This window comes from Acuticoccus yangtzensis, from assembly GCF_001927245.1.
Taxonomy (GTDB): Bacteria; Pseudomonadota; Alphaproteobacteria; order Rhizobiales; family Amorphaceae; genus Acuticoccus; species Acuticoccus yangtzensis.
The window spans coordinates 621,942-648,605 of sequence record NZ_MJUX01000001.1 but is presented as its reverse complement, the minus strand read 5'-3'; the positions used below and the strand labels follow the sequence as shown (position 1 = coordinate 648,605).

Here is a 26,664-nt window from a genome sequence, read left to right as displayed (position 1 = left end):
CATCGCCGGTTGCCTTACTAACACGAAATCCGAGCTTGCCAAGCGATCTAGCGCATACTACTTATACTAGCATCTGGGTATCATTGTGGTATTTTTATCGGCATTTCGGTCACCCAGACTGGATTCTCGTAGATAGATTTATGGTTGAATTCATGCGGTACTCGGCACTAATTGTGATATCCTCGCTACTAATCGGGTCGCACCTTACAGTCGCGAATGGGCAAAGTGACAATCGAGCCGAAGAGTACGACAATCTGGCCTGTAGACACACTGGCGGTCGGATATCGGGCAACAACTGCATCTACGACCGAAGCTATGGATCTACAGCCTCACTCTATGCAACTAACAATTGCCAAGGTTACTTCTATCTGGAAGTTTATGGGGTGCCGGCCGGGAGCTCGAAGCATGAAAATATTGGCTCTTGGTATGTCGAGCAAGGCACTTACAATATGACACTTGCGAAGGGATCTAATCCAATTTTATTGAGCCGGGGCACGTCTGTTTATGCATCAATAATGTTATGCGCTGGTTCTGATGGCTCTTGTAACCCCCTTGAGTTCACGGGCGAATCTTACGAACTTCCCACTGAGCAAGCTGATGCACTTGCAACGTTCTACTGGATGGGAAACATAAATCCCCGAGCATATGCCTTTAACATTAATCCCTGCTGATCTTCGTGCGTTACTGATCCTTTAGAAAGTTTGGCAGCAGAGAAACAGACGCGGTCGCAAGACGATGCTGAGAAGCGTTCCGGGTGTAGTGCTGGACCATCGCGAGCGTCTTGTGGCCCGTCGTCGCCGCAATCTGGTGAGGTGAAGCACCCGCCTCCGCGAGCGTATCGGCGTGCGTCGCGCGTAGCCCGTACATGACAGCCCCCTTCGGCATCTCCATCCGAACGAGCGCCGACCGGAACATGGAGGTGAGCGCGTCTTCTGAATACGCCTTCCCATAGCGGTTCTGGAGGATCGTCCCTTCACCGCGCGGAAGAGTATCGAGATGCGCCTTCAGGACAGGATGAACGGGGATGCGCACGGCCTGTTTGGTTTTATTCTGACGGCCGACGTTCAACGTCGTGCCATCGTACTGGAACCACGTCAGCCGACGGAGATCGCCGGGGCGCTGACCGGTATAGACGGCGAGCAAGAACACGGTAAACTCTCGGTCGCCGCATTGCGCGAGGAAGTGCGTCACCTCGTCCGCCGTCCATGCGCGGTAACCGTCCGTCCCGCCCTTCTCATAGAGCTTCGGGACACCCTTGCATGGATTATCGGTGGTCATGTCCCGCGCGATGGCCCAGCCGTACACCGCCGACAGGACTGCAACGCGCGTATCCGCCCGGCGCGGCTTGTCCGCCCAGGGATCGCGGATGTGCTTCATCACCCGCGACTTGTTCAGCGAGCGCCATCCCTTCTCGCCGTGCTCTTCGGCGATCCTGGACAGGATGGCGAGGTAGTCCTTCTTTGTGCGATCACCGAGCTTCTTGAACTCCGGTGACGCCTGATACTCTCGGACCAGCCAGCCGAGCGTGTCCGCCCCGCCCTTCGTGTTGGTCGTGGCGAGACCACCGATGGAGGCGAGACACTTCTTGTATGCGCTCGCGAACGCAGGATCGTCGGACGCGGGAAGCGGTGTCCGCTTCCCCTTGTGTCGGAAGTAGGTTTTCGTTCGTCCCAGACGGTCCGTGAACGTCTCGACGTACTTCAGGATCACGCGTCCCATTCGCTGCCATCCAAGCTCGCACCGGAGTCTACCAGGTTCTCATTGCTGGCGACGCCGTACAAGAGCCGGTCAATGGCGAGATCTAGCTTGCGGACATCCCACACAACGACGCCGCCGACACGATGCCCGCTGGGGATATGCCCGAGCGCGATCCAGGTATCGAATGTGGTCGGGGAAACACCGCAGAACGCTGCGGCACGGTCTCGGCGAAGAAGACGGATCGGGTAGCTAGACGGTTCTGCACTCACTCATGAAAATCGCTTTCCCCGCCCGGTTCCCTTCTCGGCGGTGTTGGGGTTGTTCGGCGGGCGTCGCCGCGTCGCCAACCAGGTCGCGCGAGTGATCATGTCCCGGCGCTGGTATGGCTGGCGGGAATGGATTTGTAAAGCGAAAATTGAAAGCCAACCCGCCCGTATAGTCGAGATGGGGCTTACCGTCAACTAGGCCAGCGCGATTTCCGTTGCGCAACGCTCCACATCGCTGTAGAATAGGCGCTTATTCGTTGGAGAACTTTTCAATGGCTCTTTCAAGCACCGAGCGTTCACGCCGTTACCGCGCAAACCACAGCGCCGACCCTGCCTACCATGAGCGCAATCGCGCTCAATCAGCGATTGGGATGCGCCGCATGCGGGCTCGCCGCAAAGCTGAGCGGGAGGCCATCGCCACCGCAAGACAAATTCTCGCAGGTAACGGAGCGCCAACGAGCTTGGCGCCGTAAGGCTGGCGCCATCGTATCACGGATAAAAATTAGCCCGGCCACGTGCGACCGTGGACCGGGCAAAAGGCAATTATCGAATAAGAACACCATGCCACAGCCCGAAGATGATTTCAAGAGAAAATCCGTAATTGATCGCGTCCGATTTGCGCGGGACGAGGCGTATTGGCTTCTGTGCCCTCGCCTGATCTTTCCGAAGGAAGTGATCGGCCGGGAGAGGGATGCAATTCGTATGTGCCACCCCTCGAACGCTGGAAAGCCTCTGATGCAGCGAGCGGACGAAGTGTTCGATATGCTTCAGGAAAGCATGAAGTGGCACCTCAAAACGAAGCATGGTGTCATTCGTCGGAAGCCATTCAAGATGGCCCAATGGCATGACACCCCCCAGCGCAACGGTGTCGTCCGAGTCACACAGACCCTCGACATCATGGGACTCCCCTATGAGCGAAAGTCCGTGGGCTCCACTATCATTCACTTCTACCTGGGCGCACTCGGCTGGGCTCACGACAAGTTCCAGTTGAACCAGATTTTTGCGCGTGACGACCCGAAGAAGCGGCGTGCAGCTATTGAAGAGAAAATGATCCGGGATGCGCTGGCTGATGGCGGTCTCGCCGACAACGCGATGAACCGTGAGCTTGCGCGCAAACACGTCGTGGAAGAACTTGACGCACGCGATGCAAGGCGCAAGGCACCTTCGAACCTTGATCCTCGGCTTGGATACCTCTCAGGCGATCCGCGTCTATGGCGTGATGATACCGTCACCCACGACCGTCTCTGCACGACGTTGATGAAACAGTGCGCCGAGTTGATCGAGCACGTCGGCGACGACCATCCCTTCGTTGAAGCATGGATCGAGAATGCCGATGCGTTCGATGCAATGGCGGTGGAGATGTTCCGTTCAGCATACCCATTCGACGAAGCTCGCAAGGCCGCGAACCGCGAAAAAACTCAGCGGCATTACGAGCGTGTCGGACGGAAGAGCCGGGCGAAGGTTGGGCCGAAGATCGCCATGACGCCTGCGGAGCGGAAACGGAAGCAGCGGGAGAAAGAGCGTGCAGCGAAGGCCGCAATTATTATGTCCCTGGAAGCCTCTCAGGAGGCTCAGGAAGCGCATGTCGAGCCGGAGGCTATCGTTGTGGCGGTAGAGGCGGAACGCGAATCCTGGGGCGCCCCAGACACTTCAGAAGAAACATCGGTCATGGATCGCCGGGAGTATGGGATCAGCGATTTGGACTTCCTTGTCGCCCTCGTTGCGGAGGGAGGCGAGAAAGCGATGGCCACTCCGGGGTGTGGATAGGGGATGTCACGTTTTGGGGCTAACCTTTCCCCTATGAACGTAGTTCATATTAAGAAGGTTTTTCCTTAATATCTCTGAAAGAGATAGGGGAAGGGTTAGCCCCAAAACGTGACATCTACACACCCACATCCCGGAATGGACGAAGTCGGGTGCTTCGCACCCTCCATCCCTCACCATCCCCGGAATGGCGTCAGCCGACGGCCCTCGATCCCAACAATACATCTACCGATCAATGGATCATTTTGGCGATAGGTGCTATGGCATGCACCTCCGCACAACCATGATCGACGGCCAGCCCTGGTTCGTCGCCGCCGATGTCTGCCGCGTGCTCGGTTTTGGCCTTGCCGCTGGCGTCTCGAAGAACCTCACAAGCGTCCCGCGATCCGATCAGCGCCGCCTTACCCCCGGTCAGATCGGGGGTAAAGGCATGTCGACCGCGACTGTGATCAGCGAAAGCGGCCTGTACAAGCTCATCATGCGCTCCGACAAGCCGGAGGCCCGTGAATTCCAGAACTGGGTCAGGCGGAGCACCCGCAGAAAATTTGTTGGTGCCGCCGTAGGCAACCAGCAAAACGCTACACCCCATCATCCAAGTCCCGGCGAATCACGACCGCGTAGGAAGGCCGCCTGATGGCCTTCACGCTCCGGGATAGGTGATGACAGCGGCGAACATCCAAGGCCATCCAGCGGCCTTCTAATCGCGCTTAAGACGATGCGCACCTTGGTGGCTAATTCCCCAAGGCCTGGATTATGAAGATCAGCATCAAGACTCACAAATATTCAATAAATTACATCATTGTAACGATACAGACCACTATTAGTTGATCTTTAGTTATGTCATAATATGCACAGTCGAGTTTTTCCTTCCTCGACTGATTGCGCAAAGTCACCCTAGCCGTCGCTGTGAAGAGGCAGCGGCTAGGGTGACCCTTCAATTATTTACATCTTTTGAACGACCTGGACGTTATTATGACCATTGAGCGGGACGACGACGGCATTGCGTCCGTCGACATGATCGAAACGAAAAGCGCACCGCCCACGGGCTTGTTCGGCCTGGAATGGTTGCTTGCGCCTAACACCACGTCCGGCATCAACGTCACCGCTGCAACGGCGCCCAAATGCGCGACCGTCGCCATCTGCCTCGCCCTACTTGCGAACGGCACCTCCATCCCCTGCAAACTGTACGAGCGTGTCGACGGCGCCAAACAGCCCGCCACCGACCACCCCGGCTACGCCCTGGCACACCGAGACGCCACGGAATGGATGAGCGCCACCGCCTTCCGAGCCACCATCACCCGCGATGCAATCCTTACGGGCAACGGCTTCGCCTACGTCAACCGAGACCTCGCCGGGCGCCCCGTTGAACTCATTCGTCTCGCCCCGCACGCCGTGTCCGTTGAGACCGACGATTTCACCGGTGAGCCGCGTTACCGCATCGCCCTCGCGAATGGTGCCGTCAGGTTCGAAAATTATTCTGACATTCTGCACATCACCTCCGGCGTCCGTGCGGATGACGGTGTGACGGGCGTGTCCCTCATCCACCTCGCGAAGGACGACATCGCAACGGCGATAGTCATGGCGCGCACCGTCTCCACCACCTTCGCCAACAATTCGCGGCCTGGCGGTGTCCTTCAGTTCCCGAAGGCCCTTGGCGACGATTCCCTTGGCCGCATCCGCACATCATGGAACGACGGCTTCAGCGGCGAAAAAGCAGGCCGTACCGCAGTCCTCGACAACGGTGCGACGTATCAGACGATCCAACAGCCCCTCGCCGAGAACGAAGCTGAGAAGCTTCTGATCCAGGCGAACGTTGCCATCTGCCGCCACTTCAATGTTCCGCCGCACCTCGCATTCGAGATGGGGCGTGCGACGTGGTCCAACGCGGCGGAGATGAACCGCGCCTTCCTCGATTACTCGCTGGCGCCCTGGCTGCGCGAATGGTGCAGCGCTTACCGCCGCGTGCTCCTGACGCCCGAAGAACGTGGCGCCTTCCTCTTCGAGTTCGAGACCGATGAGTTCGTGAAGTCCGACACGCTGGCCCGTTGGCAGTCCTACCAGATCGCCCGGAGCGCTGGCGTGCTGACGGCGAACGAGGTGCGCGCAATCGAGAACATGCCGCTCCATCCCTCGCCGGAGGCGGATGCCCTCACGAACCCTTACACGCAGACCGCCACGGCACAGCCGCAGGAGGAAACCCAATGAAGCCGAAGACCAACCCGTTGCACTTCGCCCTAGATTTCGTCCGCCGCGTCGCGCGCGAGACCCACGCTCGCCGCGCCAAGCCCAAGGGTGCGCACTTAGAAGCCCTTTATGGCGCGGTCCGTGACTACTTTGTCGACGAAGGCATGACAGAGGCGCAGGCAGACACAAAAGCGCGCAAGTTCGTGTTTGAGCATGGACCGTCCATGACGCGCTATCAGATCACCGAGGCAATCCATCGGGCGCCGAAACGAGTGGCCGATGAACAATAATTTTTATTGGGGTGACGCCGAGCGGGCCTTCGCCCTCACGTTGCCGCTGATCGAGGAACTTGAGCGTCAAACCGATGCCGGGGTTCCGCATCTAATCAGGGCGCTCCATGCGCAGGATTACCGGGTCGCACATCTCAAGACGATCCTGAGATTGTCGCTCATTGGCGGTGGTTGCGATCCCGAACGCGCCGCTGAATTGGCCGAGACGTATCTGATCCCGATGGGGTTGGAGAAGGCGCGCCTCATCGCACTCGTGACCCTCGCGGCGCTCATGGGTCTGAACGACGACGATATTTCTGAGGAATAATTATTATGAGTTTTCAGCATCTTAGGTCAAACCTTTCAACGGCGCCGTTCACGATCACCCCGAATAATTCCGCCGATTTGCCGAAGGTCGTACGCGGCATCTCTGTGCAGGCCGCTGGCAACCTGCGCGCCATCACCTTCGAGGGCGCCGAAGTCACGCTTCCTGTCCCGGCGGGATTCGTCCCTGGCGTTTTCAAGAAGGTATTTGCCACCGGGACCACAGCGACCGGGCTGGTGGGATACCCGTAATGAGCGACCTCATCGAACGCGCCACCAAGGGCTTCGCCACGTCGCTCACGGAAGACGGCACCATTATTGGTATCGCATGGCCTGCCGACGGGAAAGCTGATCGTGCAGGCGACCGCATCCCCGGTGCTGCATTTGCGTCCGCCAAGGCGCCGCTTCCTATCCTCGCCGGACATGATCACGGCAAGCCTATCGGCACCTGGCACAGCGTCCGTTGGACCGCCAAGGGCCTCGAAGTCGAAGGGCGCCTTGAACTCTCCATTCCCGAAGCTCGCCAGTATCGCGCCCTCGCTGCGGCTGGTGGCCTCGCTCTCTCGATTGGTGGCCGCTTCTCCAGCGTGAAGCGCCTCCCCAATGGTCATCGTGAAGTCGGCACCGTCGACCTCATGGAAATCAGTCTTGTGCCTGTCCCGGCGAACCCCGGCGCGGCGATCACCTCCATTAAATCCGCATCCGATATTGAAAGGCACTTTCCCATGGATGAGACTATTACCGACGACGTGGCGGACACCACGGACATCACCGCGACCGTCGACGCCCTCAAGGCCGACCTCGCCACCGTCACCAAGAATTATTCCGACCTCCAGGCCGCGCACGACAAGCTCGCCACCCGCATCAACCGCCCCGGCATCGTGACGGCCAAGACCGCCGACGACACTGCCGCGATGGAGCGCAAGGCGTTCCGTGCCTTCGTCGCCGGTGACCAGAAGGCCCTGACGCTTGGCGATCAGGGTGCTTCCGTCGCGCCGACCGAGTTCAATGCCACCGTTCAGCGGATGCTGATCGACGCATCCCCGTTCCGTCAGTTCGCTTCGACCATGACCATCGGCAACACATCCGTCGAATGGCCGCGCCAGACCAGCACGGTCGATGTGTCGTGGGTTGGCGAAAATGAACAGCGACCGGAGACCGCGATGGGCTTCGACAAGATCAAAATCGACACCTTCAACATGGGCCAGTGGATCAAGTTCTCGAATGATCTTGTTGCTGATTCGCACATCGACATCCAGGCCATCATCGCCTCCGATTTCGCGTCCGTTGCGGCTAAGAAGGAGAACCTGGCGCACCTGAACGGTACGGGCGTCGGCCAGCCCCTCGGCCTTCTCCGTGATACCGATATCGCTGAATATGAGACGGCGGCCACCACGCTTTCAATCGACGATTTCGTCGATGTCGTCGACTCCATCCCGGCGGCGTATACCGGCGCCAACGCCGCGTTTTATGTGAACCGCCGCACCCGTTCCACCCTCCGCAAGATGGCGATTGCGATGGCCCCCGACGCTTGGGCTGACTCGCTGGCGGCTGGCACCCCGGCCCAGCTTCTCGGCTATCCGGTCCGCATCATCGACGACCTTCCCAACGTCGGTGCGGGCATCTTCGCCCTCTTCGGCGATCTCGCAACCACCTACCGCGTCGTCGACCGGCAGGGCCTTACCCTGATGCCGGATTACGTGACGCTTCTCGGCGTCAACATGAGCCGCATCTACGTCGGGCGCCGTGTTGGCGGTGCGGTCATCAACCCCGATGCGCTCACCTTCATGAAGCTCAAGGCCGCGTAAGCGCGGCCTCTCGGCTCCAACCCTCTTCAGAACAAGGAATTTTCAGAATGACGATCAAAGTGAATACCGCGAAGTTGAGCATCGGCACCGCCGCTGCGGCGCACCTGACCGATACTTACAAGGTTATTGATGGCCTTAACGAGATGGGTGCCATCAGCGGTGAGCGGAAGACCAGCCAGGTTGCTAACATCAATACCGGCGAACTCATCACCTATGAGACGAGCTATGACCCCGGCTCGATGGAGTGCAAGTTCATCTACCTCGCCGGCGATGTCGGACAGGCTGCACTTGAGGCCGCACATGCGAGCGGCGGTGAGTTCAACTTCCTCTACACCCTCTCCAACAACACCAAAATCTACTGGCGCGGCTTTATTTCCCGGTGCGCCCTCGCTGGTGGCGGTGAAGAGGATACCGAGATGCTGGATGTCACCATCACCCGCGTGAAGGGCATCCCGGTCAAAGTCCCGGCGGCCTAACCATGCACGGCGTTCAACTCACCGTTGGCGGGGTCAGGCTCAACCTGATCCCAACGCTTCGGGCGGCGATCACCCTCAACAAGCGTTACGGGATGCAGAACCTTCTCATTGATGTCGCCAAGGAGAAGGTGAGCGCCATGCGTGCAGTTGTGGAGGCGTGCGCCGTCGACGCCACCCCGGAGACCATCGAAGCGCTGTTCAAGCTGATGCTCCGGCCATTCCCCTCTGCGGCGCTGATCGGTGCGGTCATGGAACTGACCTATGGGTTGGTTGGGGCCTCGCTCGACACGCCCGAGGATGATGAGGAAGGCGCCGACGCCTCAAAAGGCGAGCCGTTTGACCCCGAGAAGGTTCACGACTTCGCCAAGGTCTATCGTGACTTGTTCGAGGTTGCGACGGGCTGGCTCGGCTATACACCCGCAGAAGCGCTTACATGCACGCCCGGCGAAATCATTGCGGCTCGCAATGGCCGCATGTCCTTCCTGAAGCTCATTTTCGGATCGGACAAGAAGAGGGCGAGCGGTCCCGCAACGGCGAAGACGCCCGAAGCGATGGATGCCGTTGCTCTCCGCTTCTTCCGTCAGGCGGGAATGGTGGAGGCATCACCGATGCCCCGTAAGCCGCCCTCGCTACGGGCCTGCGGTTGCACTCTCCGCACCGGTGAGACATGCGAACACCGCCGCGCCTACCTGAAGCGCCGAGACCAAGAACGTGGAACAGCGCGCCAACGCGGCTACGACTCGGAATGGGAACGCGCCCGTCGCGCGTTCCTCGAACAAAATCCACTGTGTGTGAGATGCGGTGAAGCGGCGGTCATCGTTGATCATATCGTCCCGCACCGTGGCAACACACAATTATTTTGGCTTCGCACGAACTGGCAGGCCCTTTGTCGGCGCTGCCATTCCTCCTGGAAGCAGTCACGCGAAAGTTCATAATTATTATGCCCATCCCGACATTTACGCCGCCGGTCCCGCCCTCTGAGGGATCGGCGCTCAACACACAACCAAAGCTTCTCATTGCAGAGTTTGGCGACGGCTACACCCAGGCAACCGCAGATGGCCTCAATCATATAAAACGTGAGTTCAGGGCGACATGGTCACAGGTCCACGCCCTCCATGCCGATGAGATCGAAGCGTTCTTCACGGCACGCGGCGGCTACGAACCCTTTCGTTGGACGTTGCCCGACGAGACCACACCCCGGAAATGGGTGTGTCGCCGTTGGGACCGTCAAATGCACCCGAACAAGCGGCGGACTGTATCCGCCGAGTTCGTGGAGGATTGGAGCCTCGCCCAATGACCGCGAAAGGTTACACCGATGAGGAACATGCAGAGTGGATGGCAACCCACGTGCATGACACTGATGACCCCGGACAACACGCCATCCGAATGCGGCTATGGCGTACAGTTCTCAGCCAAGCGGCGAGCGATTGTCTAGCCGACCCCAACGGACCATCAGCCTCGGCATCGCGACCGGATTGGCGTGGGGAAGCCATTTATTGGTTAACGGCGAAGGGCAAAGACTTTCGTGCGGTATGTGAGAATGCGGGCTTCGATCCGGTCTTCATCCACAACACAATGTTCGGGCGCTACGCGGATCAAATGGCGAAGCCTAGCCAACGCAAGCGGGCCAAGCGGTCGAAGCGGGCTCATGTACTCTCGGAGACTGTGAAGCAGTGTCACCCCGCAGCAGCGGTTGCATATTAGCAATCTTTAGCCGGGGGGGATATCCGAGACTTTTCATAGACTTAACCTGGACCGCCCGTCCCCCTTCGTACAAATTTCACGGCAAATAATGTTTTACCTGCAAATCATTCTCAACAAGGAATTTACCGACCATGCTCGTCACCCTCGAAGATGCTAAAACCCACCTCCGAATTGACCACGACGCTGATGACGCCTTCCTTACGAAGCTCATCGCGAGCGCCGTCGCCATCGCCGTCAACTTCACTGGCGATCCTGCGATCCTCACCCTCGATCCCGTCCCGGAAGATCTAAGGCTTGCAATCCTGACAGGTGTTGCAAACGCCTATGATCATATGGGCGGGGGTACGTTCGCACCGACTGAGGCGATGGCGCCGCTTCTCACTCCGTACCGTGTGTGGGCGTTCTGAGATGGCGAAGATTCAGGGCCTCGATAAGCTCAAGAAGAAGCTCCGCGAACTTCCAGACGATGTGAAGGACGCGATTGAACCCGCCCTTCTCAAGGGTGCGAATGAGATCGCCGACCTCCAGCGTGCGCTGGCACCGAGAATCACTGGCGAACTCGTCAACTCCATCACCGTCCATACCCCGGAGACGACCGAAGACGGTAGCCGCCGCGTCTCGATTGAGGCGGAAGCGTTCTACGCTGATTGGGTTGAGAGAGGGCGGAGGAAGTACAACGGGGAAGACGCGAACCCATACTTCTGGCCCGGCTATCGCCTCGCCAAAAAGAAGGCTCAGGCCCGTATCAAACGTGCAATCAGCGCCGCCGCGAAGCGGAGCTTCAACCAATGAGCGCCGCCCTGGAGCTTCAGGCGGAGCTTTACAGCACCCTCATCAATGCACCGGACATCACCGCCCTTGTTCCCGCCGATAACATCGGCGAAGGGCGTGCCCTCAACGGTATCCCCGCGATCCGCATCGGCTCAATTATTGAGGTTCCTGCGGGCCTCACATTCGAACGTCGCCACTCCCGAATGGCCGTGGATATCGCTATTTTCGCACGTGAACCAGGCACAGCAACCGTCCGTTACCTCGCCGATCTCATCCGCCAAGCCGTCGAAGAGATTAGCATCGCGGACCCCGCCTATCATCTTGTTGATATTCGGTGGGATGGAACACGCGTAATGCGCGATGGTGCAGACCCCGAACTTGCACATGCCATCGTGGGCTTCACCGCCTTGGTGGAGACCTACGCATGATCACCGCCGGGAAGCTGGATCGCACAATTATTTTGAGCCGTCGCACCCTTAGCAAGGACCGCATCGGTGCAACCGTGGAGACGTGGAGCGAGTACGCCACCACGCACGCCGAACGCGTTACGAACACGACGCGCGACTTCCTCCGGGCCGAGGGCGAAGGCGCCGAAGGTATAGTTGTATTCCGCCTCCGCTGGCGCCCGGATGTGTCCCTTGAGGACCGTGTGGCGATGGATGGCCGTACATTCGAAATTATTGAGGCTGTCGAGCTTGGACGCCGTCGCGGTCTCGAACTGCGTTGCCGGGAGCGGACGTAATGGCGCGCGGTCGTAAGCCTACCCCGAAGCCGACCGAGACGGGCCTTCTGACGCGCACCCCGAAGGCCCCGGCATGGCTCGCCCCGGAGGCGGCGGCAGTCTGGAAACGTGTATCTAAACGCCTCGTTGAGCGCCGTGTTCTCGCCGAAACGGACCTCGATTGTCTCGCCTCCTACTGTGTCGCCTGCGCCAATGTCGAAATTATTTCGTCTGGACGCGGCGACAAGCAGCGCAACGGCACCCTTTCCCAAGCCCAACTTCTTCAGCGCCAACTCGCCGGTGAGCTTGGTCTATCCCCGACTTCACGTTCGCGCGTCGGAACAGAACCGTCAGACCAAGATGAAGATCTCGCCGCTCTCGGGTTGTGACACCTTCCCGTCGTGGGTGTTCGATGGGTCCGACATCCCGGACCCGTTGGGGCACGGTGAGCGTGCCGTCCGGGCGCTCCGGGCGCTGCGGCATCCATTGTCGACATTGCCGCGTCAGGCGTTCGATCTTGCGCCCTGGCAAGAGAGAGTGGTGCGCCGCATCTACGGCCCGCGCCATCCGAACGGTGATCGCATCGTTCGCAAAGTGGTCCTTCTGATACCGCGCGGTAATCGGAAAACTTCGTTCGGCGCTGGCCTCGCGCTTCTCCATACCATCGGTCCAGAACGTGTCGTTAGTTCAGTTCGCCGCGAGTGATCGTAACACCGCCCGTGTAGGCTTCGAGGAGGCCCGGAACATCATCCTCGCCGATAAGCGGCTGAACGCTCACGTCGGCGTCACGGATTCCCGAAATTATTTGGAGCATCTACGGGACCGTACCCGCATGCAGGCCATCGCGGCTGATGCTGGCAAACAGCATGGGCGGACACCACAGTTCGTGCTGGTCGACGAACTCCACGCATGGCCGAAGCGCGACCTGTTCGATGTCCTGGAGACATCGCTGGTGAAAACGCGCAACAGCCTCATGGTGATCGCCACCACCGCCGGGCGCGGCCAGACCAACCATGCCTGGGAAACGATGCAATACGCCCGTGCAGTCGCATCTGGTGAAGTCGACGATCCATCCGTGTTACCGATTTTGTTTGAATCCGATCTTTCGGAGTCGTGGGAGGATGAAGCGGTTTGGCACCGCACAAACCCCGGCCTCATCCACGGCTTCCCGGACATTGAGGGAATGCGGATCGCGGCTCGCGAGGCGCGCACAAACCCTGGTAAACGGGATTCATTTCGCCAACTGCACCTGAATATGTGGCTGGAGCATTCCACGTCGCCGTTCGTCGACATGGCCGTCTACGATGCGTGTGCCGGTGAGGTGGACGTTGAGGCGTTGGGTGATGCGCCCTGTTTCGTCGCTGTGGATCTGTCGAGCACGACCGATCTGACAGCCGTTGTCGCGGTGTGGCGCGATCCTGAGAATAATTATGTGGTTCGTCCGCGTTTCTTCGTTCCGGCGGAGAACCTAGAGGCACGTGCCGCCCGCGATGGCGTACCCTATCCGCGTTGGTGCAATGAAGGGTTGATCGAGGCGACGCCGGGGAACGTCGTCGATTATGCACGTGTGGAAACCTACATCCGTGAACTCGCAAAGACGTATCGCGTCGAAGAGATCGCCTTCGATCCCTACGGCGCATCCGCCATGATGCAGCGGCTTGAAGATGATGGGCTTCCCGTCATCGCCTTCCGCCAAGGCTGGCGTTCGATGTCACCCGCCATCGCAGAACTTGAACGTGCAATTCTCGGCGGCAAGTTCCACCATGCAGGCCACGAAGTTCTCCGGTGGAACTTCAACAACATCGCCGTGGAAACCGACAAAGCCGAGAACCGGTCTTTCCATAAAGCAAAGTCGAAGGACCGCATCGATGGCGCCGTTGCCGCCGCGATGGCTGTCTCCCGTGCCGCAGCCTACACCGATACAACTATTTCAACGATCCATTTCATTTAAGGAATCAGATACATGGCCAATGATGATACCCGATTGATTGTAAGCCTCGAAGCCCGTGTGAAGGACTTCGAAAAGAAACTTGATGCCGCTGAGAAGCGTGCAGACAAAGCGATGAAGGGCATCGAAAAAGCATCGGACCGTGCCGGTGCAGAGATTGGTAAAGAACTCGCCAAAGGTGGTGCCGCTGGTGAGCGTGCATTGGCCAACCTCGCCCGGAATGGTGGTGGTCACCTCCGTGCGTTAACCGGCAATCTCACAGCGATGCGTGGCGCATTTGCGGGGGCGTTCGCCGCCGCTGGCGTCGGTGAATTCATGAACCGCATCAAGGAGGCAACGGGCGCCGTCGCCGAGATGAACAAGGAGGCCAAGGTTGCGGGCCTCGATCCGACGACCTTCCAGGAGTTCGGCTATGTGGCGCGCCAGTTCCGCATCTCTCAAGATGCGCTGGTTGATGGTTTTAAAGAGCTTCAGCTTCGTGCCGATGAATTTGCCGTTACCGGTAAAGGGTCAGCGCAAGAAGCCTTCGAACGGCTCGGTTACAGCGCCACACAGGTCGGTGAGAAGATCAAAGATCCAGTCCGGTTCTTCGACGAAATCATTGATAAGCTTAAACAATTTGATCGTGCCGCTCAAATCCGTATCAGCGATGAGTTGTTCGGCGGGACCGGCGGCGAACAGTTCGTGGTGTTGCTCGACCAAGCCAACGGGGCAATGTCGGATCTCCGCAGCCGCGCCCATGAGGTTGGTGCGGTTCTCGATGAGGACTTGATCGGGAAAGCGATTGTGCTGGATCAGCGCATCGCCGATGTAAGCACCACGATCAACACCCGGATGAAGACCGCCTTCATTGAGGCTGGAACAGCGGCATTCGCCATCGTGGATGCGATGGATCAGGCGTTGTCGAAACTCGACAAATTCGCCGACGACTTGGGTAACTCATCGTTCTGGGAACGCATCAACGTTTGGGCTGCGAACAACGGTTTGATGTCTGTCCCTGAAGGCATGACGATCAATCCTGGCCCGGTCGCTGATGCAGCCCGTGGTAGTGCAATTGCGAAACAACAGACCGAAGTTGAACGGCTGACCAGGGAATTGGCGGAGGCCGACAAATACGCCGCACTCCCTGAAAGCGAGATGGGGATCACCGGGCTTCGGGTTGCCAAGGAGACCGCCGCCGCACTCAGGGCCGAACTCGAAAAGGCGAATGCAGAACTTTCGCGCCTTAAAGCTGGTGCAGGCGGTCCGCTCAACATCACCGTGAATGGCGGTCAAACCTATGGTCCAGCGGCGCCGCCAGCGGGACAGGTAGTCCCGTTGTCGACAAGCACCAATGGCGGGCAAAGCCTTGCGCGTATCTCGACGGCTAGTGGACTTGCCGCATCGGTCAACGCCGAGCGCGCTCAAAAATTCCAGGCGTTTATCAATGAGTTGGAGGCGACGGGCTACAAGATCGCAAGTCTCGGCGGCTACAACTACAGGAATATCGCTGGAACAAACAAGCTGTCGAATCATGCCCACGGCAACGCCATCGACATCAATCCAGCGCAGAACCCCATGGGGCCGAACCTCATCACCGACATGCCGCCGAATGTTTCGGAGATGGCGAAGCGGCACGGCCTGTCCTGGGGCGGTGATTGGACTTCGAAGAAGGATGCGATGCACTTCGAGGTGCCAGCTTCCACGACGCAGACGAATGCGTCTGCCAGCCGGGATGCAGCGGCACAGGCAGTCGAACGCCAACGTCTTGCCGTCCAAAATCTCATCGCCGACCTGACGCATGAAAATGAATTGGTTGGCCAGTCAGCGATGAACCAGGAAATCGCGAATGCCCAACGGACGGCTGGTGTTGACGCCACCAGCGCCGAAGGTCAGCAGATCGCGTCGCTCATCGAACAGCGATATGCGCACGTCGATGCCATTGAGGCTGAGAAGCAGGCCCTCGACAAAAAGACCGAAGAGGACAAACGCAACAAAGAGGCTTTCGCCGAGCTTCAGCAGCAACTTGGCCAAGCCGTCACTGGCGCCCTCTCCGGTTTCCTGCAAGACCTCGCCGCTGGAAAGGATGCCACCGAGGCTTTGCGCAGCGCGCTTTTGCGACTTGCCCAACAGATGATTGATATCGGCACACAACAATTGTTCGCAAATATGTTCAAGCCGCCCGAGGGCGGTGGTGGTGGTTTTGGCGGTCTCGGCGGCTTCGGTGGCCTCTTCGCTTTGTTCGGTTTCGCGGATGGTGGCCCCGTCAACGTTCCAGGCTATGCCGTTGGTGGCGCAATCCGTGGTGCAGGTTCGGGAACCTCGGATTCCATCCTGGCCCGGTTGAGTAATGGCGAACATGTCATTCGTGCAAAACAGGCGAACAAGCATCGCGCGCTTCTGGAAGCCATCAACAGTGGCGCCATTGACCGTCTCCCCGCATTCCGCGCCGGTGGTGCAGTTGGTGCAGGTTCTGCCCCGATCATGAATGGTGCGGTTGGCGGTCAGACAATCAACTTCGCCCCGGTGATCAACGTCGAAAGCAAGGCGAGCGGCGATCCCGTCGCCGACGCCAAGGCGGCGAAGGCCATGGGTGAAGCGGTGAAGTCCGAAGTCCGCAGTCTGGTGGTGAGCGAGATGATGCAACAGATGCGAAGCGGCGGCATCCTGGACCGGAGGCGGTGATGGCTGATGCAGCGATCACCCTCGACGCCATCGCCGCTGACGTGGAAGAGACGCGTGCGATGATGTACGCCTGCCTGGGGTTGGCCGCCGCCGAGTTAGTTGCGACCCTTTTGATTGTCATTTTGGTTCTCTAGCGCGGTACTATAATACCACACCGCCTAGAAATGCATTAGAAGGCCGTACAGCGGCCTCCAACGTTCGCCGCACCCATCACACTCCTGGAGTGCTGAAGGCCATCCAGCGATCTTCCTATGAGGTCGTGTTATGCGATCTATAGTCTTCGTGGTGCTTACCGGAGCGAAAACGCCCGGCCAGTAATGCCAGCCGGGCGCCCTCTCTCCATACACCGGAGGCTCTGACCCCTCCGACGTGGCGACAACTTACCACCAATCCAAAAAGTTCCAAGACAATCTAGATTTCGCTAAATCTGGACGCGAAAAATACAGTTGACGTCGACTTAGAGTCGTCGTATCACATCCACGCCGAAGTTATTCGGCTTCTCTCCATAGGAAATCTCTGACAATGACTGAATCGCAGTTCGATGCGATCAGCGTTACGCTGATCGACACCCTTCGTGAATCTATCAATGCCGTCCTCACCGCCGCCGGTTACCCTGCGGATTGGTCGTTTGAGGGCGAGATGCCGTGCTCGCTCGCCGAATTCGCGGGGGAAGTGCTGGCATGGGTCGGTGGTGCAACTGTTGAAGTCGCACCCGTTCTCCCGATGGCGGCATGATGGGTGAGGTTCTTCGCTACCGGTACTTTGAAGCGAAGTTGGACCGAGCGGTTGATGAGTTCGGGTTCCGCCGCCTCACTGAGGTGGAAATCGCCAACGTCACCGATGACGAGTTGGCTGTTATGATTCGGGAATTGGCCACTGAGGTGGGTGGCACCCCTGCATTCAGCCCGGCATCTTGCAGCGCAGATACGCGGCGGATGTTGATCAAGCAACATCATCTCAATCGGATGCTGAACGTCGCTCTCGCCGAGGTTGAGACTGAACGGGCGCGCCGGACCGCCGGGCGCGCGTGATGTAGCCCACAATTATTTTCAGGATGGAGGCCCGGCGGAAACGTCGGGCCTTACCGTTTAAATTTGCCATGAAGTTTCGAAAACGGGCGAGGGATGTTGCGCCATAATTTTCGCCGCCACTGCTGCTGCGGCGCATATCCGAATACAGAGATTGCACGTGTATTGTACATACCATTCAAATTATTTTCATGCATCTCGATGCAGCCCAAACAAGAGTGTATCGCAATTCGCAGATGTTGAACCCGCTTTTCGAGGGAACGCATTTCAATAGACCCTCTCAAATCAAGCGAGTGGTCCGATGTGGATATCTCACATCGCTGCAATGCGCCGTTGTTGCGAAATCGAAGAATGAACGATTGCTCCGGACCCGTCGGCGCAAAACAGTCCACGGCATGAACCAATCTAATCAAGGAGCGAGATAGCGCATTCGAGCATTCTAAAACTGATTTCCTCTCCCCATCAGCCCAATATACATCTTGAACCACGACTGCCACAGCCTCTTGAAAATGCGTTATATTTTTAATTCTCTCACGCCAAAACTGCATTCGGCCAACAGCCTCTCCGACTGCGGCATCATCATGCATCAGCCAGCTCTGACCAAGCATACGAAGATCAAATAATACGTCTAGGGCACACCTTCTGCCAGCGTTGAGTTGCTGCACGCGCCCTTCAATCCAAACCATCTCTGAGAGCTTTGCTTGACTGCTTACTACGCGTGCACCTAACCATGCGCCAAGTAAGCCGCTCGCGGCTGGCGCTAGCCAACTGACAACCTCGGAAATACTCATCGGTTTTCGCCCCGAATGCCTGCATCACCATGGCGCGACAGGTACGGCCACGTTAAGCCGACAATATGCGCTGATTGGCAGGCACCTGAAAATGCGCCTCACGTCATGAAATTCGCGCGAGTCCATATGCCAGAAGTTTGGCACGTGCCCGCAAGTCATTGAAACGCAAAGATAAAGTTTGGCAGCCCCCAAAAGCCTAAGTCGTTGACTTATAAGCCGAAGTCATGGCTTTCAAGACCGCTGCCTTAAACCACTCGGCCACCCACCCGGCAGGTTAGCTGATGCCACATTCGCACGTCACTCGCCAAGACCCATAGGCTCGCCGGCAAACCCACGGCGCTCCTCCTGACGACGTTGGGTCTGCCCCGCGCCGCCCCGGCGCGTGTGTCCGGCACGCTCTAGCATAAGGACGTGGTCAGGACCGGCATGAGGGACCATGCCGCTGCGACGAAACCAGCCATGCCCGTGGCGACGCTGACGCCCCGGACGAAACCGGACGACGACGCGAAGCGCGGCATGTGGAGGCCGACGAGGATCGCCGCCTGCAATGCGAGTGCGAGGCCATAAGCGCCGACGAGGATCGCGCGCTGGACCGAGAGGGAGCCCACCGCCGCGTCGACGAGGCCGTGACCGCACAAGAGGCCGTTCAGGCCATAGACCGCGCTGAAGCTGGCGAGCCAGACCAGCGGGGAGAGCACGATCCTCATGACGTCGGTCATGTGAAAAGGTCCGGCAGTTGGCAGGCCGCCAAGACGAGCGCGCCGGTGAGGACAAGGTATTTCGTCCAGAGACTGACGATCGTGAACTCGGCACGCCGCGAGGGGGACGTGAAGCCTGCGCGGACCCGGGCGATGAGGAACGCGAACATCAGCCCCGTCAGCAGCGCGTGGAAAAGAGCGTAGCCGGTCAAAACCAGGAGCGTCGCATAGTAGGCGTGTTCGGTCGGCGCCGGGATGCGCGCCATCATGACGGCGCAGACGGCGACGACGCAAAAGACCGCGATCAAGCCGGCGAGGAGCGCCGCGAGCGGCCGGCCTCCGGCGCGATTGGTTCGAACGGCACTCTCGACGGCCGCGACCGTGACGGCGAGAGCGGCGACGCCGACCGCGATTTCGCCGAGCGAAGCCTCGAACAAAGCGGGAGGTGGCCAACCGGGCGCCACGGTCCACAGGAAGGCGAAGCCGAACAGGAGCGAGCCGAAAAACGTCCCGTTGGCCACCAAGAGGAACGAGGTTCCCCACCAGCCCGGCGAGCGGTCTGCGCCAAGCGCGCTCGGCAGGGTGATCCCGTGGCCGACCGGGGCGGGCGCTTCGTCGACGCTTCGGCCCAACTGCCAGACCCATCGCCAGGCGAGCGCTGCCACGCCGGCGAGCGCGATCGGCACGGCCCAATAGAACTTCAGGAGAAGTGAGAGAAAGAAGAGGCCCGTCATCGCCGCCATCGCTACCGGGAGGCGGGTGTTGGCCGGGTAGACGACCAAGGCTTCGGGCGCCCCGCTCGAGACATCCACCATCAACGTCTCGCGCCGGCCTTCTCGCGGTTCGCCGAGGTAGCCCTCGCCCCGCGCCAGACGCAGCGGCAGGTCAGGGTCGTCGGCGAGCGGATCGCGGGAGGCGACGTGAGGCAGACTGGCGAAGTTGTAGGCGGGGGGCGGGATGATCATCGCCCATTCCAGCGTTCCGGCGCCCCAGGGATTGCGCGGTCCACGCGTCGCCGTCAGCACATGGACCACCACGTCCAGGATCACGATGGCGATGCCCATCGCCATGATGAAGGAACCCACAGATGAGACGAGGTTGACCGTCGTCCATCCGTCCTCCGGCAAATATGTGTCGATGCGCCGGCGCTGGCCGAGCAGCCCCACCCAGTGCATCGCAAGGAACGTCAGGTGGAAGCCGATGAAGATGAGCGCGAACGCGATTTCGCCGAGGCGGAAAAAGCGCTTTCGGCCGGTGACCTGCGGCAGCCAGTAATAAATCCCGGCCAGGATCGGGAAGACGAACCCGCCGAAGAGAACATAGTGGAGGTGCGCGGTCACGAAGGCCGTGTCATGCACCTGCCAGTCGAACGGAACCACGGCGACCATCACGCCCGTCAGCCCGCCGATGACGAACGTGACGAAGAAGCCCAGGATGTGCAGCATCGGCAGATGCAGCTCGGGACGGCCCTTCCACAGGGTCCCGATCCAGGCGAAGATCTGAACGCCCGTCGGTACCGCCACCAGCGTCGAGGCTGCGGAAAACAGGGCGAGCGACATGTGTGGGATGCCCGTCGTGAACATGTGGTGGACCCACAAGGCGAACGACAGGAACGCCAGCGCCACCGCCGCGGCGACGACCCAACCGTAACCGAGCAGTGTCGTGCGGCACATCACCGGCAGCACGGTCGAGATGACGCCGGCTGCCGGAAGGAAGATGATGTAGACCTCCGGATGGCCGAACAGCCAGAAGAGGTGCTGCCACAGGAGGCTGTCGCCGCCGAGATCGGCCTGGAAGAAGGGCAGGCCGAACGCCCGTTCGAGCTCCAGAAGGATCGATCCCAGGATCAGCGGCGGGAACCCGGTCAGGATCATCAGCGCGGTGACGAGCGCATACCAGGCGAAGATCGGCATCTTGTCGAGCGACATGCCGGGGGCGCGGTACTTGAGGATCGACACGCACAGCTCGACCGCTGCGGCCATGGCGGAGATTTCGACGAACGTGATGCCGATGAGCCAGAAGTCGGTGTTGATGCCCGGCGAGTAGATCGGGCCGGTCAGCGGCGGATACATGAACCAGCCGCCGTTCGGTGCGATGCCGAGCACCATGGAGACAAGCAGCATCGAGCCGCCGAAGAGGTAACACCAGTAGCCGTACGAGGTCAGCCGCGGGTAGGCGAGATCTCGTGTGCCGAGCAGCTTCGGAAGAAGGTAGATCGCGAGCCCCTCGAACGTCGGGATCGCGAACAGGAACATCATGATGGTCCCGTGCATGGTGAAGATCTGGTTGTAGATCTCCGGCCCGGCGAACGCCGAGTGCGGCGTTGCGAGCTGCGCGCGGATCAACATCGCCAGGATGCCGCCGATGAGAAAGAACACGAAGGCGGTGACGAGAAACAGCTTGCCGACGTCCGTATGGTTCACGGTGGAGAACCAGCCCCGAAACCCCGGCTCGGACGACCAGATCGCGGTCAGCTTGCGGTGGCGTTCGAGCGCTCTCATTCGGTCCCGTCCTCGCTGAAATCGGCCCATCCGGCGGGGTCGTGTGCCACCACCTCGAACTTGAAGTGGCTGTAGCCCGGCCCGGAAAATTCGGCGCTCAGCCCGGAATATGTGCCTGGCCGGTCCGCCTCGATCCGCAGGACGTTGATGTGGCCGGGGATCGCATCGAGCTTGCCGGCAAGGCGCGGCACCCAGAAGCTGTGGATCACGTCCGCCGTGGTGATCGCGACATCGACCGGGCGGCCGGCGGGGATGTGCAGCACGTTGCGGCTAGTGCGACCGAGGCCCGGGTAGGTGAAGTCCCACGTCGACCGGCGCGCTTGCGCATCGACGCGCACGACCGACGGCTCGTCCCGCGGCAGCAGGCGCTCGCCGATGACGAGGCCGTAGGCCAGCAGCGCCAGCAGGACGACGACGGGAAAAGCGATGCCGAGCGTGACGACGAACAGGCGTTCACGCGCCGCCTCGTCGCGCGGGGAGTGCGTCGGTGCCGCCGTGCGCGGGCGGCGAAACGCGGCCACCACGAGCGCCAGCACGAAGACGAAGATGAGCAGCGCGCCCACCAGCATGACCCACCAGAGCGTCGCGATGTCGCGTGCCGCGGGGCCCGCCGGGTCGAGCATCGACAGCGGACCGCCGCAACCGCTCAGCGCCAGCAGCGTTGCCATCATGAAGAGGACGCGGGGTGAAGGATGACGGCCGAACCGATCAAGAACGAAGGCGAGGAGTTGACGGACCCCATCGCCGAGATTCCAGGCTTCGAGGAGACCGAGTCGCGTATCGCGGTGATGGGCCACCCCATCCACGCGATGAGCGTGGCCTTCCCGGTCGCGCTCACCTTCTGCACCTTCGGGGCGGACGCGCTCTATTGGTGGACGGGCGATGCCTTCTGGGCGCGCGCCGCACTGTGGGCGGCCGGAACCGGCTTCTTGTTCGGCATGTTCGCGGGCTTCTCTGGTACGGCAGAGCTCCTGCTGGTCGCGGGCATCCGCGTCCGCGCAGCGGCATGGACACACTTCATCATCGCGGTCACCCTGCTGGCATTGCTCGGTGCCAATTGGGGGCACAGGCTTTACGGCTACGAGGCGGCGGTGCTGCCCTATGGCATCCTCCTGTCGGCGCTTTGCACTGGCGTCGTGGCGTTTACGGGATGGCATGGCGGCAAGCTCGTGTTCGACTATCGGCTGGGAACGTCGAAGAGAAGCTGACGCCCGCGCGGCTCGCTGAGCCATTCGGGAAAGGTGAGCCAACCGAAGGTCGGCTTGCCGAGGACCAGGACCAGAATTGCGATCACCGGCAGCAGGATGGCCATGATCGGCAGCCAAGGGGCCGGCGGGGTATGCTCGCCCGGCTTCTCGGCCACCTTCGCCAATATGAACCCCACCCACGCGTGCACCACCACCAGCAGCGCGACGAACGCGAGCTTGGCGTAGAGCCACGGGGTGAAGACCTCGCGCAGGAAGATCAGCCAGGTTCCGGCGATGATGGCGATCACCGCGGCCGGCGTCACGAAGAGAGTATAGCTGAGGTGGGTGCTGCGGCGGATGATGGCGTAGTCCTCCGCGGAGACCGCGGGGTCGTGCCGCGACAACATCAGAGGAAGCGCGATGAGGCCGCCTGCCCAGACGAGCAGTGCGGCGACATGGACGGCCTTGAAGAGGGGGATCGCGGCGGTGAGCGCCGAGAGGATCGGGCCGTCTAGCACGCCGGGGCACTCCGATTGGTAATCAGCGCCCAGCCGCGCCGCGCGACGTATGCCGCTGCGATGGCGTAAGGGATCCCGGCCGGAACCCACATGATGAGCCCGCCGAGCGCCTGATCGTCGCGCGGCGCAATCCTGAACGCCAGCGGCGCGGCGACGTGGGCGGCGTAGAGCGGCTCCGCAGCGAAGGTGAGGATCGCCCCCAGCATCCCCATCTGCGCGAAGGCCGCGACGATCAGAACGAGGCTGTCCACCGTCGACGCCTCACAGGCCAGGACGCAGCGCCAGAACCAGGTGGCGCTGACGATCAGTGTGAGCTGCATCAACCAATAGACGGCGACATTGGACAGCGCGAGGTCATAGGCGCCCGGCACATGCCACGCCCAAAGCACCACAGACGACACAGCGAAGGCGACGGCGCTTCGACCCGCGCGCCGGGCCGGGAAGGCACAGGCCAGAAAGGGAGCTGCGACCGCCACCAGCAGCACATGGTGAACCGCACGCGCTGAGAAGAGGGCCGAGGAAAGCGGACAAAGCGGCGACACGAACGCGAGCGCGAGGACCACCACCGCGGCGAGGCCGGCCGCGTCCCGCCGCACCAAGACGCCGAGGGTCAAAAGGGCCGCGATCAAGATCGGATCGAAATTCCAGGTCGTCCAGACCGCGTCTGGCGCAGGCGGCGGTCCGCAATACGTGGCGTTCATCCGCGAGGCGCCCTCCGCTGGATCGACTGTTCAATCTGGAGCGGCCGACGACGCGAGAGTCGTGGCCGCCCCCAAAAGCAACCGCATGGCAAACCGTTCGTTCCCACCCGGCGGATCACCGCGGCAGACCGCCGCGCCACGGCGGCGCGTCATGCCCGCTTTCGGGCTGACGCGCCGGAATGCGGGTGCGGAGCCGCAGCGGCTGCGGCTCCTCATTGCGGTTATTGGGTGCCGCTTTCAGGGAGGGTCGCCGGCGCGATCTCGGTCTGCGGCGGGGTCGCGGTGTCCGCCGCGGTGGACGCATCCGCCGCTGCGGGCGAAGCGGGAGCCTCCTGATCGGCCGTGGCAGCGGCCTCGCTGTCGGCGGCAGCCGGGTTAGTGCCTGCGTCCGTCGCCGCAGTGTCTTCCGTCGCCGGAACTGCTGCGGGCGCGGCCGCGGCATCGGCCGGCCCCGCGCCGACGCGGTCGGTTCCGATCGGCTCCGGCGTCACACTTCCGTCGGCCGCTGCGACGCGCCACACGGTATTCCCCGCATCGTCGGCAACGAGCAGCGCGCCCGTCCCGTCGATCGCGAGGCCGACCGGGCGGCCACGGGTGTCGTCCCCGTCGAGGAAGCCGGTCACGACATCCTCGGCCATCCCCGAAGGCGTTCCGTTCTCGAACGGGATATAGATCACCTTGTAGCCGTTGAAGTTGCCTCGGTTCCAACTTCCGTGCTCGCCGACGAAGGCGCCGTTCGCATAGGCGTCCGGCATGGCCGAGCCCATGGTAAACGTCATCCCCAGCGCTGCGACATGGCTCGACAGGGCGTAGTCCGGCTTGATCGCCCGCTCCACCATGTCCGGCCGCGGCGGGTGAACCCGATCGTCGACATGGTCGCCATAGTAGCTCCACGGCCACCCATAGAAGCCGCCATCCTGCACCGACGTCATATAGTCGGGCACCAGATTCGGCCCCAGCTCGTCCCGTTCGTTGACCACGGTAAAGAGCGTGCCGGTCTCGGGGTGGAAGGTCAGACCATTGGGGTTCCTTAGCCCCGACGCGAATACGCGCGAGGCCCCGGTCGCCCGGTCCACCTCCCAGATCGCGGCGCGCCCCTTCTCCGCCTCCATGCCGCGCTCGGCGATGTTGGAGTTCGATCCGACGGAGACGTAGAGCCTCTCGCCGTCGGGTGAGAGGGCGAGATCTTTGGTCCAATGGTGGTTGATCGGCCCGCCGGGGAGCGGGGTGACCACTTCGGGTTCGGCGGTGATTTCCGTCTCACCCAAGCGGTACGGATAGGCGACGATCGCCTCGGTGGTCGCGACATAGAGCGTATCGTCGATCCACGCGACGCCGAACGGCGAGGCGAGGCCCGTCAGAAGGTCGCTGCGATTGTCGACCACGCCGTCTCGGTCCGTATCCTGCAGCAGCGTGATGAGGTTGCTCTCACGCTGCTCGCCTCCGCCGCCCTGCGCGATCGTCATGATGAAGCCGCGGATGAGATCCTTCGGGCGCTCGACCGGCTTTCCTGACGGACCCTGGCCCTGCACCACCAGAACGTCGCCATTGGGCAGCGTGTGGACCGTCCGCGGGTGGGCAAGATCGCTCGCATAGGCGCTGACGGTCAGGCCGTCCGGCACCGAAGGCGTCTGCCCCTCGGTCCAGCCGATGACCGGGGCGACCTTGAGATCCGGAAGGAGCGCGGCCTGCGGGGCGGGGAGGACGGGGTCCGGACCGATCTGCGAGGAGATGTCGAAATCCGATCCGCCTTCGTTGCAGCCCGCGAGCAAGAGAAGCGCGAGCGAGCCGCCGACCAATGCTGTCGAACGGCGAAAGGTGGCGGCGTTACGCATGGAGGGCTCCCAACTCACGACGGTAGACCGGAGCGCGCCGTGCCAGCGCACTGAGAACGAGGAGGACGACGGTCGCGATGGACAGGCCGAGGCCCAGGAAGACGACGCCCGTCCACCCGTCCCGCGCATGGACGAAATTGTTCACGATACCGACCGCATAGGCCGCGCCGAACAGGACCGCCGCCGACCAGCCCGGCAACAAGGGGCGGATGGAGCGGCGGAAGAGCGCCTCGAGCAGGAAGAGGGCGATCGCGATCCCGCCCATCACGGATGCCGCGAGGAGGAGCCACTCGGAGGCATGCTGCCAGAACAGGTTCGAGGTGCGCCAGTAGACGATGTCGCTGACGAGAACGAGGATGAAGGGGACCGTCGCGAATGGGACGACCCCGGCATAAAGCGGAGGGCCGCCGATCGCGACCGGTAAGGAGTGTGACGACGCCATGAACACCAACCCGGCTTGTAGAAAGGTGTACGGGAAGCGCGTGAACTCCACCTGGAGTTCCCGACTGTTGTAGATGCCGCTTCCGATGCGCCGAGGCCCGATCGCCGTCGATATCGCGCCGTCGAAGGGTGGCCTCGCGCCGGCGCGCCCGGTGGATCGCCCGCAGTGCCGACGCCTCATCCCGGCGCGTTATGCCCTGGCGTCGCGGCGTTTTTCGGCGGCCGCGCTCTTCGGTCGCGTGCCGGGCACGCGGATCGGTCGGTCAGCAACGTGCTCAGTTTTGCCTTCCAGGGGTGAGCCTGGTGAGCATTTCATCCCACCCGCCGAGGCGGCAGGAGCGCCAATGTGACGCGACGGCGCCGACGC

Annotated in this window: 30 protein-coding genes and 1 pseudogene; 22 read left to right on the top strand and 9 right to left on the bottom strand. The window is 61.1% G+C overall.

The window, feature by feature from the left end:
• Positions 1-681: 681 nt before the first annotated feature.
• Positions 682-1,719 carry a tyrosine-type recombinase/integrase gene (locus tag BIX52_RS02880; protein ID WP_075219464.1) on the bottom strand — a complete coding sequence of 346 codons (1,038 nt, stop codon included), beginning with the start codon at positions 1,717-1,719 and terminating at the stop codon, positions 682-684.
• A gap of 806 nt (positions 1,720-2,525) precedes the next feature.
• On the opposite strand from BIX52_RS02880, the gene BIX52_RS02870 reads away from it, so the two are divergent.
• From BIX52_RS02870 to BIX52_RS02785, 21 genes and pseudogenes are all read left to right on the top strand, one after another.
• The gene (locus BIX52_RS02870) at positions 2,526-3,731 is read left to right on the top strand and encodes a hypothetical protein (RefSeq protein ID WP_139312702.1); all 1,206 of its coding nucleotides are present in this window, start codon (positions 2,526-2,528) and stop codon (positions 3,729-3,731) included.
• 262 nt (positions 3,732-3,993) lie between these two features.
• On the top strand, positions 3,994-4,362 hold the full coding sequence (locus BIX52_RS02865; RefSeq protein ID WP_075219461.1) for a BRO-N domain-containing protein: 369 nt from the start codon (positions 3,994-3,996) through the stop codon (positions 4,360-4,362).
• Between the two features lie 317 nt (positions 4,363-4,679).
• On the top strand, positions 4,680-5,933 hold the full coding sequence (locus tag BIX52_RS02860; protein WP_139312701.1) for a phage portal protein: 1,254 nt from the start codon (positions 4,680-4,682) through the stop codon (positions 5,931-5,933).
• Positions 5,930-6,202, top strand: a complete 273-nt coding sequence (locus BIX52_RS02855; RefSeq protein WP_075219460.1) for a hypothetical protein — start codon at positions 5,930-5,932, stop codon at positions 6,200-6,202. Before BIX52_RS02860 ends, BIX52_RS02855 begins: the two co-directional genes overlap by 4 nt.
• Positions 6,192-6,509 carry a gene transfer agent family protein gene (locus BIX52_RS02850; protein ID WP_075219459.1) on the top strand — a complete coding sequence of 106 codons (318 nt, stop codon included), beginning with the start codon at positions 6,192-6,194 and terminating at the stop codon, positions 6,507-6,509. Before BIX52_RS02855 ends, BIX52_RS02850 begins: the two co-directional genes overlap by 11 nt.
• Before the next feature lie 5 nt (positions 6,510-6,514).
• Complete coding sequence (locus BIX52_RS22725) at positions 6,515-6,757, top strand: spike base protein, RCAP_Rcc01079 family (RefSeq protein WP_139312700.1); 243 nt, start codon at positions 6,515-6,517, stop codon at positions 6,755-6,757.
• Positions 6,757-8,313, top strand: coding sequence for a phage major capsid protein (locus BIX52_RS02845; protein WP_075219458.1), 1,557 nt, complete (start codon positions 6,757-6,759; stop codon positions 8,311-8,313). The genes BIX52_RS22725 and BIX52_RS02845 overlap by 1 nt, the downstream gene beginning before the upstream one ends.
• Before the next feature lie 47 nt (positions 8,314-8,360).
• Complete coding sequence (locus tag BIX52_RS02840) at positions 8,361-8,789, top strand: hypothetical protein (protein ID WP_075219457.1); 429 nt, start codon at positions 8,361-8,363, stop codon at positions 8,787-8,789.
• Between the two features lie 2 nt (positions 8,790-8,791).
• A complete protein-coding gene (locus BIX52_RS23600) occupies positions 8,792-9,724 on the top strand; it encodes an HNH endonuclease (RefSeq protein WP_245803095.1) in 933 nt (310 codons plus the stop codon).
• 5 nt (positions 9,725-9,729) lie between these two features.
• Positions 9,730-10,086 (top strand): phage tail protein, encoded by a 357-nt coding sequence (locus BIX52_RS24045; RefSeq protein ID WP_075219456.1) that lies wholly within the window; start codon positions 9,730-9,732, stop codon positions 10,084-10,086.
• Positions 10,087-10,624: 538 nt separating this feature from the next.
• Entirely contained in the window at positions 10,625-10,900 is a 276-nt protein-coding gene (locus tag BIX52_RS02825; protein WP_075219455.1) for a head-tail connector protein, read from the top strand.
• Position 10,901: 1 nt separating this feature from the next.
• A complete protein-coding gene (locus BIX52_RS02820) occupies positions 10,902-11,285 on the top strand; it encodes an HK97-gp10 family putative phage morphogenesis protein (RefSeq protein ID WP_075219454.1) in 384 nt (127 codons plus the stop codon).
• On the top strand, positions 11,282-11,692 hold the full coding sequence (locus BIX52_RS02815) for a DUF3168 domain-containing protein (protein WP_075219453.1): 411 nt from the start codon (positions 11,282-11,284) through the stop codon (positions 11,690-11,692). Before BIX52_RS02820 ends, BIX52_RS02815 begins: the two co-directional genes overlap by 4 nt.
• Entirely contained in the window at positions 11,689-12,006 is a 318-nt protein-coding gene (locus BIX52_RS02810) for a phage head closure protein (RefSeq protein ID WP_075219452.1), read from the top strand. Before BIX52_RS02815 ends, BIX52_RS02810 begins: the two co-directional genes overlap by 4 nt.
• Positions 12,006-12,155, top strand: a pseudogene (locus BIX52_RS24155) (phage terminase small subunit P27 family); the annotation flags it as partial. The gene BIX52_RS02810 and the pseudogene BIX52_RS24155, both read left to right, overlap by 1 nt.
• 43 nt (positions 12,156-12,198) lie before the next feature.
• Entirely contained in the window at positions 12,199-12,690 is a 492-nt protein-coding gene (locus BIX52_RS24150; protein WP_245803094.1) for a hypothetical protein, read from the top strand.
• Complete coding sequence (locus BIX52_RS02800) at positions 12,662-13,936, top strand: terminase large subunit (RefSeq protein WP_245803093.1); 1,275 nt, start codon at positions 12,662-12,664, stop codon at positions 13,934-13,936. The genes BIX52_RS24150 and BIX52_RS02800 overlap by 29 nt, the downstream gene beginning before the upstream one ends.
• A 12-nt stretch (positions 13,937-13,948) precedes the next feature.
• Positions 13,949-16,597 carry a M15 family metallopeptidase gene (locus BIX52_RS23425; RefSeq protein ID WP_083659960.1) on the top strand — a complete coding sequence of 883 codons (2,649 nt, stop codon included), beginning with the start codon at positions 13,949-13,951 and terminating at the stop codon, positions 16,595-16,597.
• Positions 16,597-16,731: a hypothetical protein gene (locus BIX52_RS23895; RefSeq protein ID WP_281249173.1), complete on the top strand. Its 135-nt coding sequence runs from the start codon at positions 16,597-16,599 to the stop codon at positions 16,729-16,731. The genes BIX52_RS23425 and BIX52_RS23895 overlap by 1 nt, the downstream gene beginning before the upstream one ends.
• A 388-nt stretch (positions 16,732-17,119) precedes the next feature.
• The gene (locus tag BIX52_RS02790) at positions 17,120-17,332 is read left to right on the top strand and encodes a hypothetical protein (RefSeq protein ID WP_075219449.1); all 213 of its coding nucleotides are present in this window, start codon (positions 17,120-17,122) and stop codon (positions 17,330-17,332) included.
• Positions 17,329-17,628: a hypothetical protein gene (locus BIX52_RS02785; protein WP_075219448.1), complete on the top strand. Its 300-nt coding sequence runs from the start codon at positions 17,329-17,331 to the stop codon at positions 17,626-17,628. Before BIX52_RS02790 ends, BIX52_RS02785 begins: the two co-directional genes overlap by 4 nt.
• Positions 17,629-17,678: 50 nt before the next feature.
• Here BIX52_RS02785 and BIX52_RS22710 read toward each other — a convergent pair whose 3' ends face one another.
• From BIX52_RS22710 to BIX52_RS02770, 4 genes are all read right to left on the bottom strand, one after another.
• On the bottom strand, positions 17,679-18,416 hold the full coding sequence (locus BIX52_RS22710; RefSeq protein ID WP_139312699.1) for a hypothetical protein: 738 nt from the start codon (positions 18,414-18,416) through the stop codon (positions 17,679-17,681).
• Between the two features lie 398 nt (positions 18,417-18,814).
• Positions 18,815-19,135 (bottom strand): hypothetical protein, encoded by a 321-nt coding sequence (locus BIX52_RS02780; protein ID WP_075219447.1) that lies wholly within the window; start codon positions 19,133-19,135, stop codon positions 18,815-18,817.
• A complete protein-coding gene (ctaD, locus tag BIX52_RS02775; RefSeq protein WP_075219446.1) occupies positions 19,132-21,615 on the bottom strand; it encodes a cytochrome c oxidase subunit I in 2,484 nt (827 codons plus the stop codon). The genes BIX52_RS02780 and ctaD overlap by 4 nt, the downstream gene beginning before the upstream one ends.
• A complete protein-coding gene (locus BIX52_RS02770) occupies positions 21,612-22,286 on the bottom strand; it encodes a cytochrome c oxidase subunit II (RefSeq protein WP_075219445.1) in 675 nt (224 codons plus the stop codon). The genes ctaD and BIX52_RS02770 overlap by 4 nt, the downstream gene beginning before the upstream one ends.
• A 21-nt stretch (positions 22,287-22,307) precedes the next feature.
• Here BIX52_RS02770 and BIX52_RS02765 point away from each other — a divergent pair, with 21 nt between their 5' ends.
• A complete protein-coding gene (locus BIX52_RS02765) occupies positions 22,308-22,823 on the top strand; it encodes a DUF2231 domain-containing protein (protein WP_075219444.1) in 516 nt (171 codons plus the stop codon).
• Here the strand turns inward: BIX52_RS02765 and BIX52_RS02760 are convergent.
• From BIX52_RS02760 to BIX52_RS02745, 4 genes are all read right to left on the bottom strand, one after another.
• On the bottom strand, positions 22,793-23,320 hold the full coding sequence (locus BIX52_RS02760; RefSeq protein ID WP_245803092.1) for a CopD family protein: 528 nt from the start codon (positions 23,318-23,320) through the stop codon (positions 22,793-22,795). The genes BIX52_RS02765 and BIX52_RS02760 overlap by 31 nt on opposite strands.
• On the bottom strand, positions 23,314-24,021 hold the full coding sequence (locus tag BIX52_RS02755) for a cytochrome c oxidase assembly protein (protein ID WP_075219443.1): 708 nt from the start codon (positions 24,019-24,021) through the stop codon (positions 23,314-23,316). Before BIX52_RS02755 ends, BIX52_RS02760 begins: the two co-directional genes overlap by 7 nt.
• A gap of 221 nt (positions 24,022-24,242) precedes the next feature.
• The gene (locus BIX52_RS02750; RefSeq protein WP_075219442.1) at positions 24,243-25,856 is read right to left on the bottom strand and encodes a PQQ-dependent sugar dehydrogenase; all 1,614 of its coding nucleotides are present in this window, start codon (positions 25,854-25,856) and stop codon (positions 24,243-24,245) included.
• Positions 25,849-26,349 carry a DUF2231 domain-containing protein gene (locus BIX52_RS02745; protein ID WP_083659959.1) on the bottom strand — a complete coding sequence of 167 codons (501 nt, stop codon included), beginning with the start codon at positions 26,347-26,349 and terminating at the stop codon, positions 25,849-25,851. Before BIX52_RS02745 ends, BIX52_RS02750 begins: the two co-directional genes overlap by 8 nt.
• Positions 26,350-26,664 lie beyond the last annotated feature (315 nt).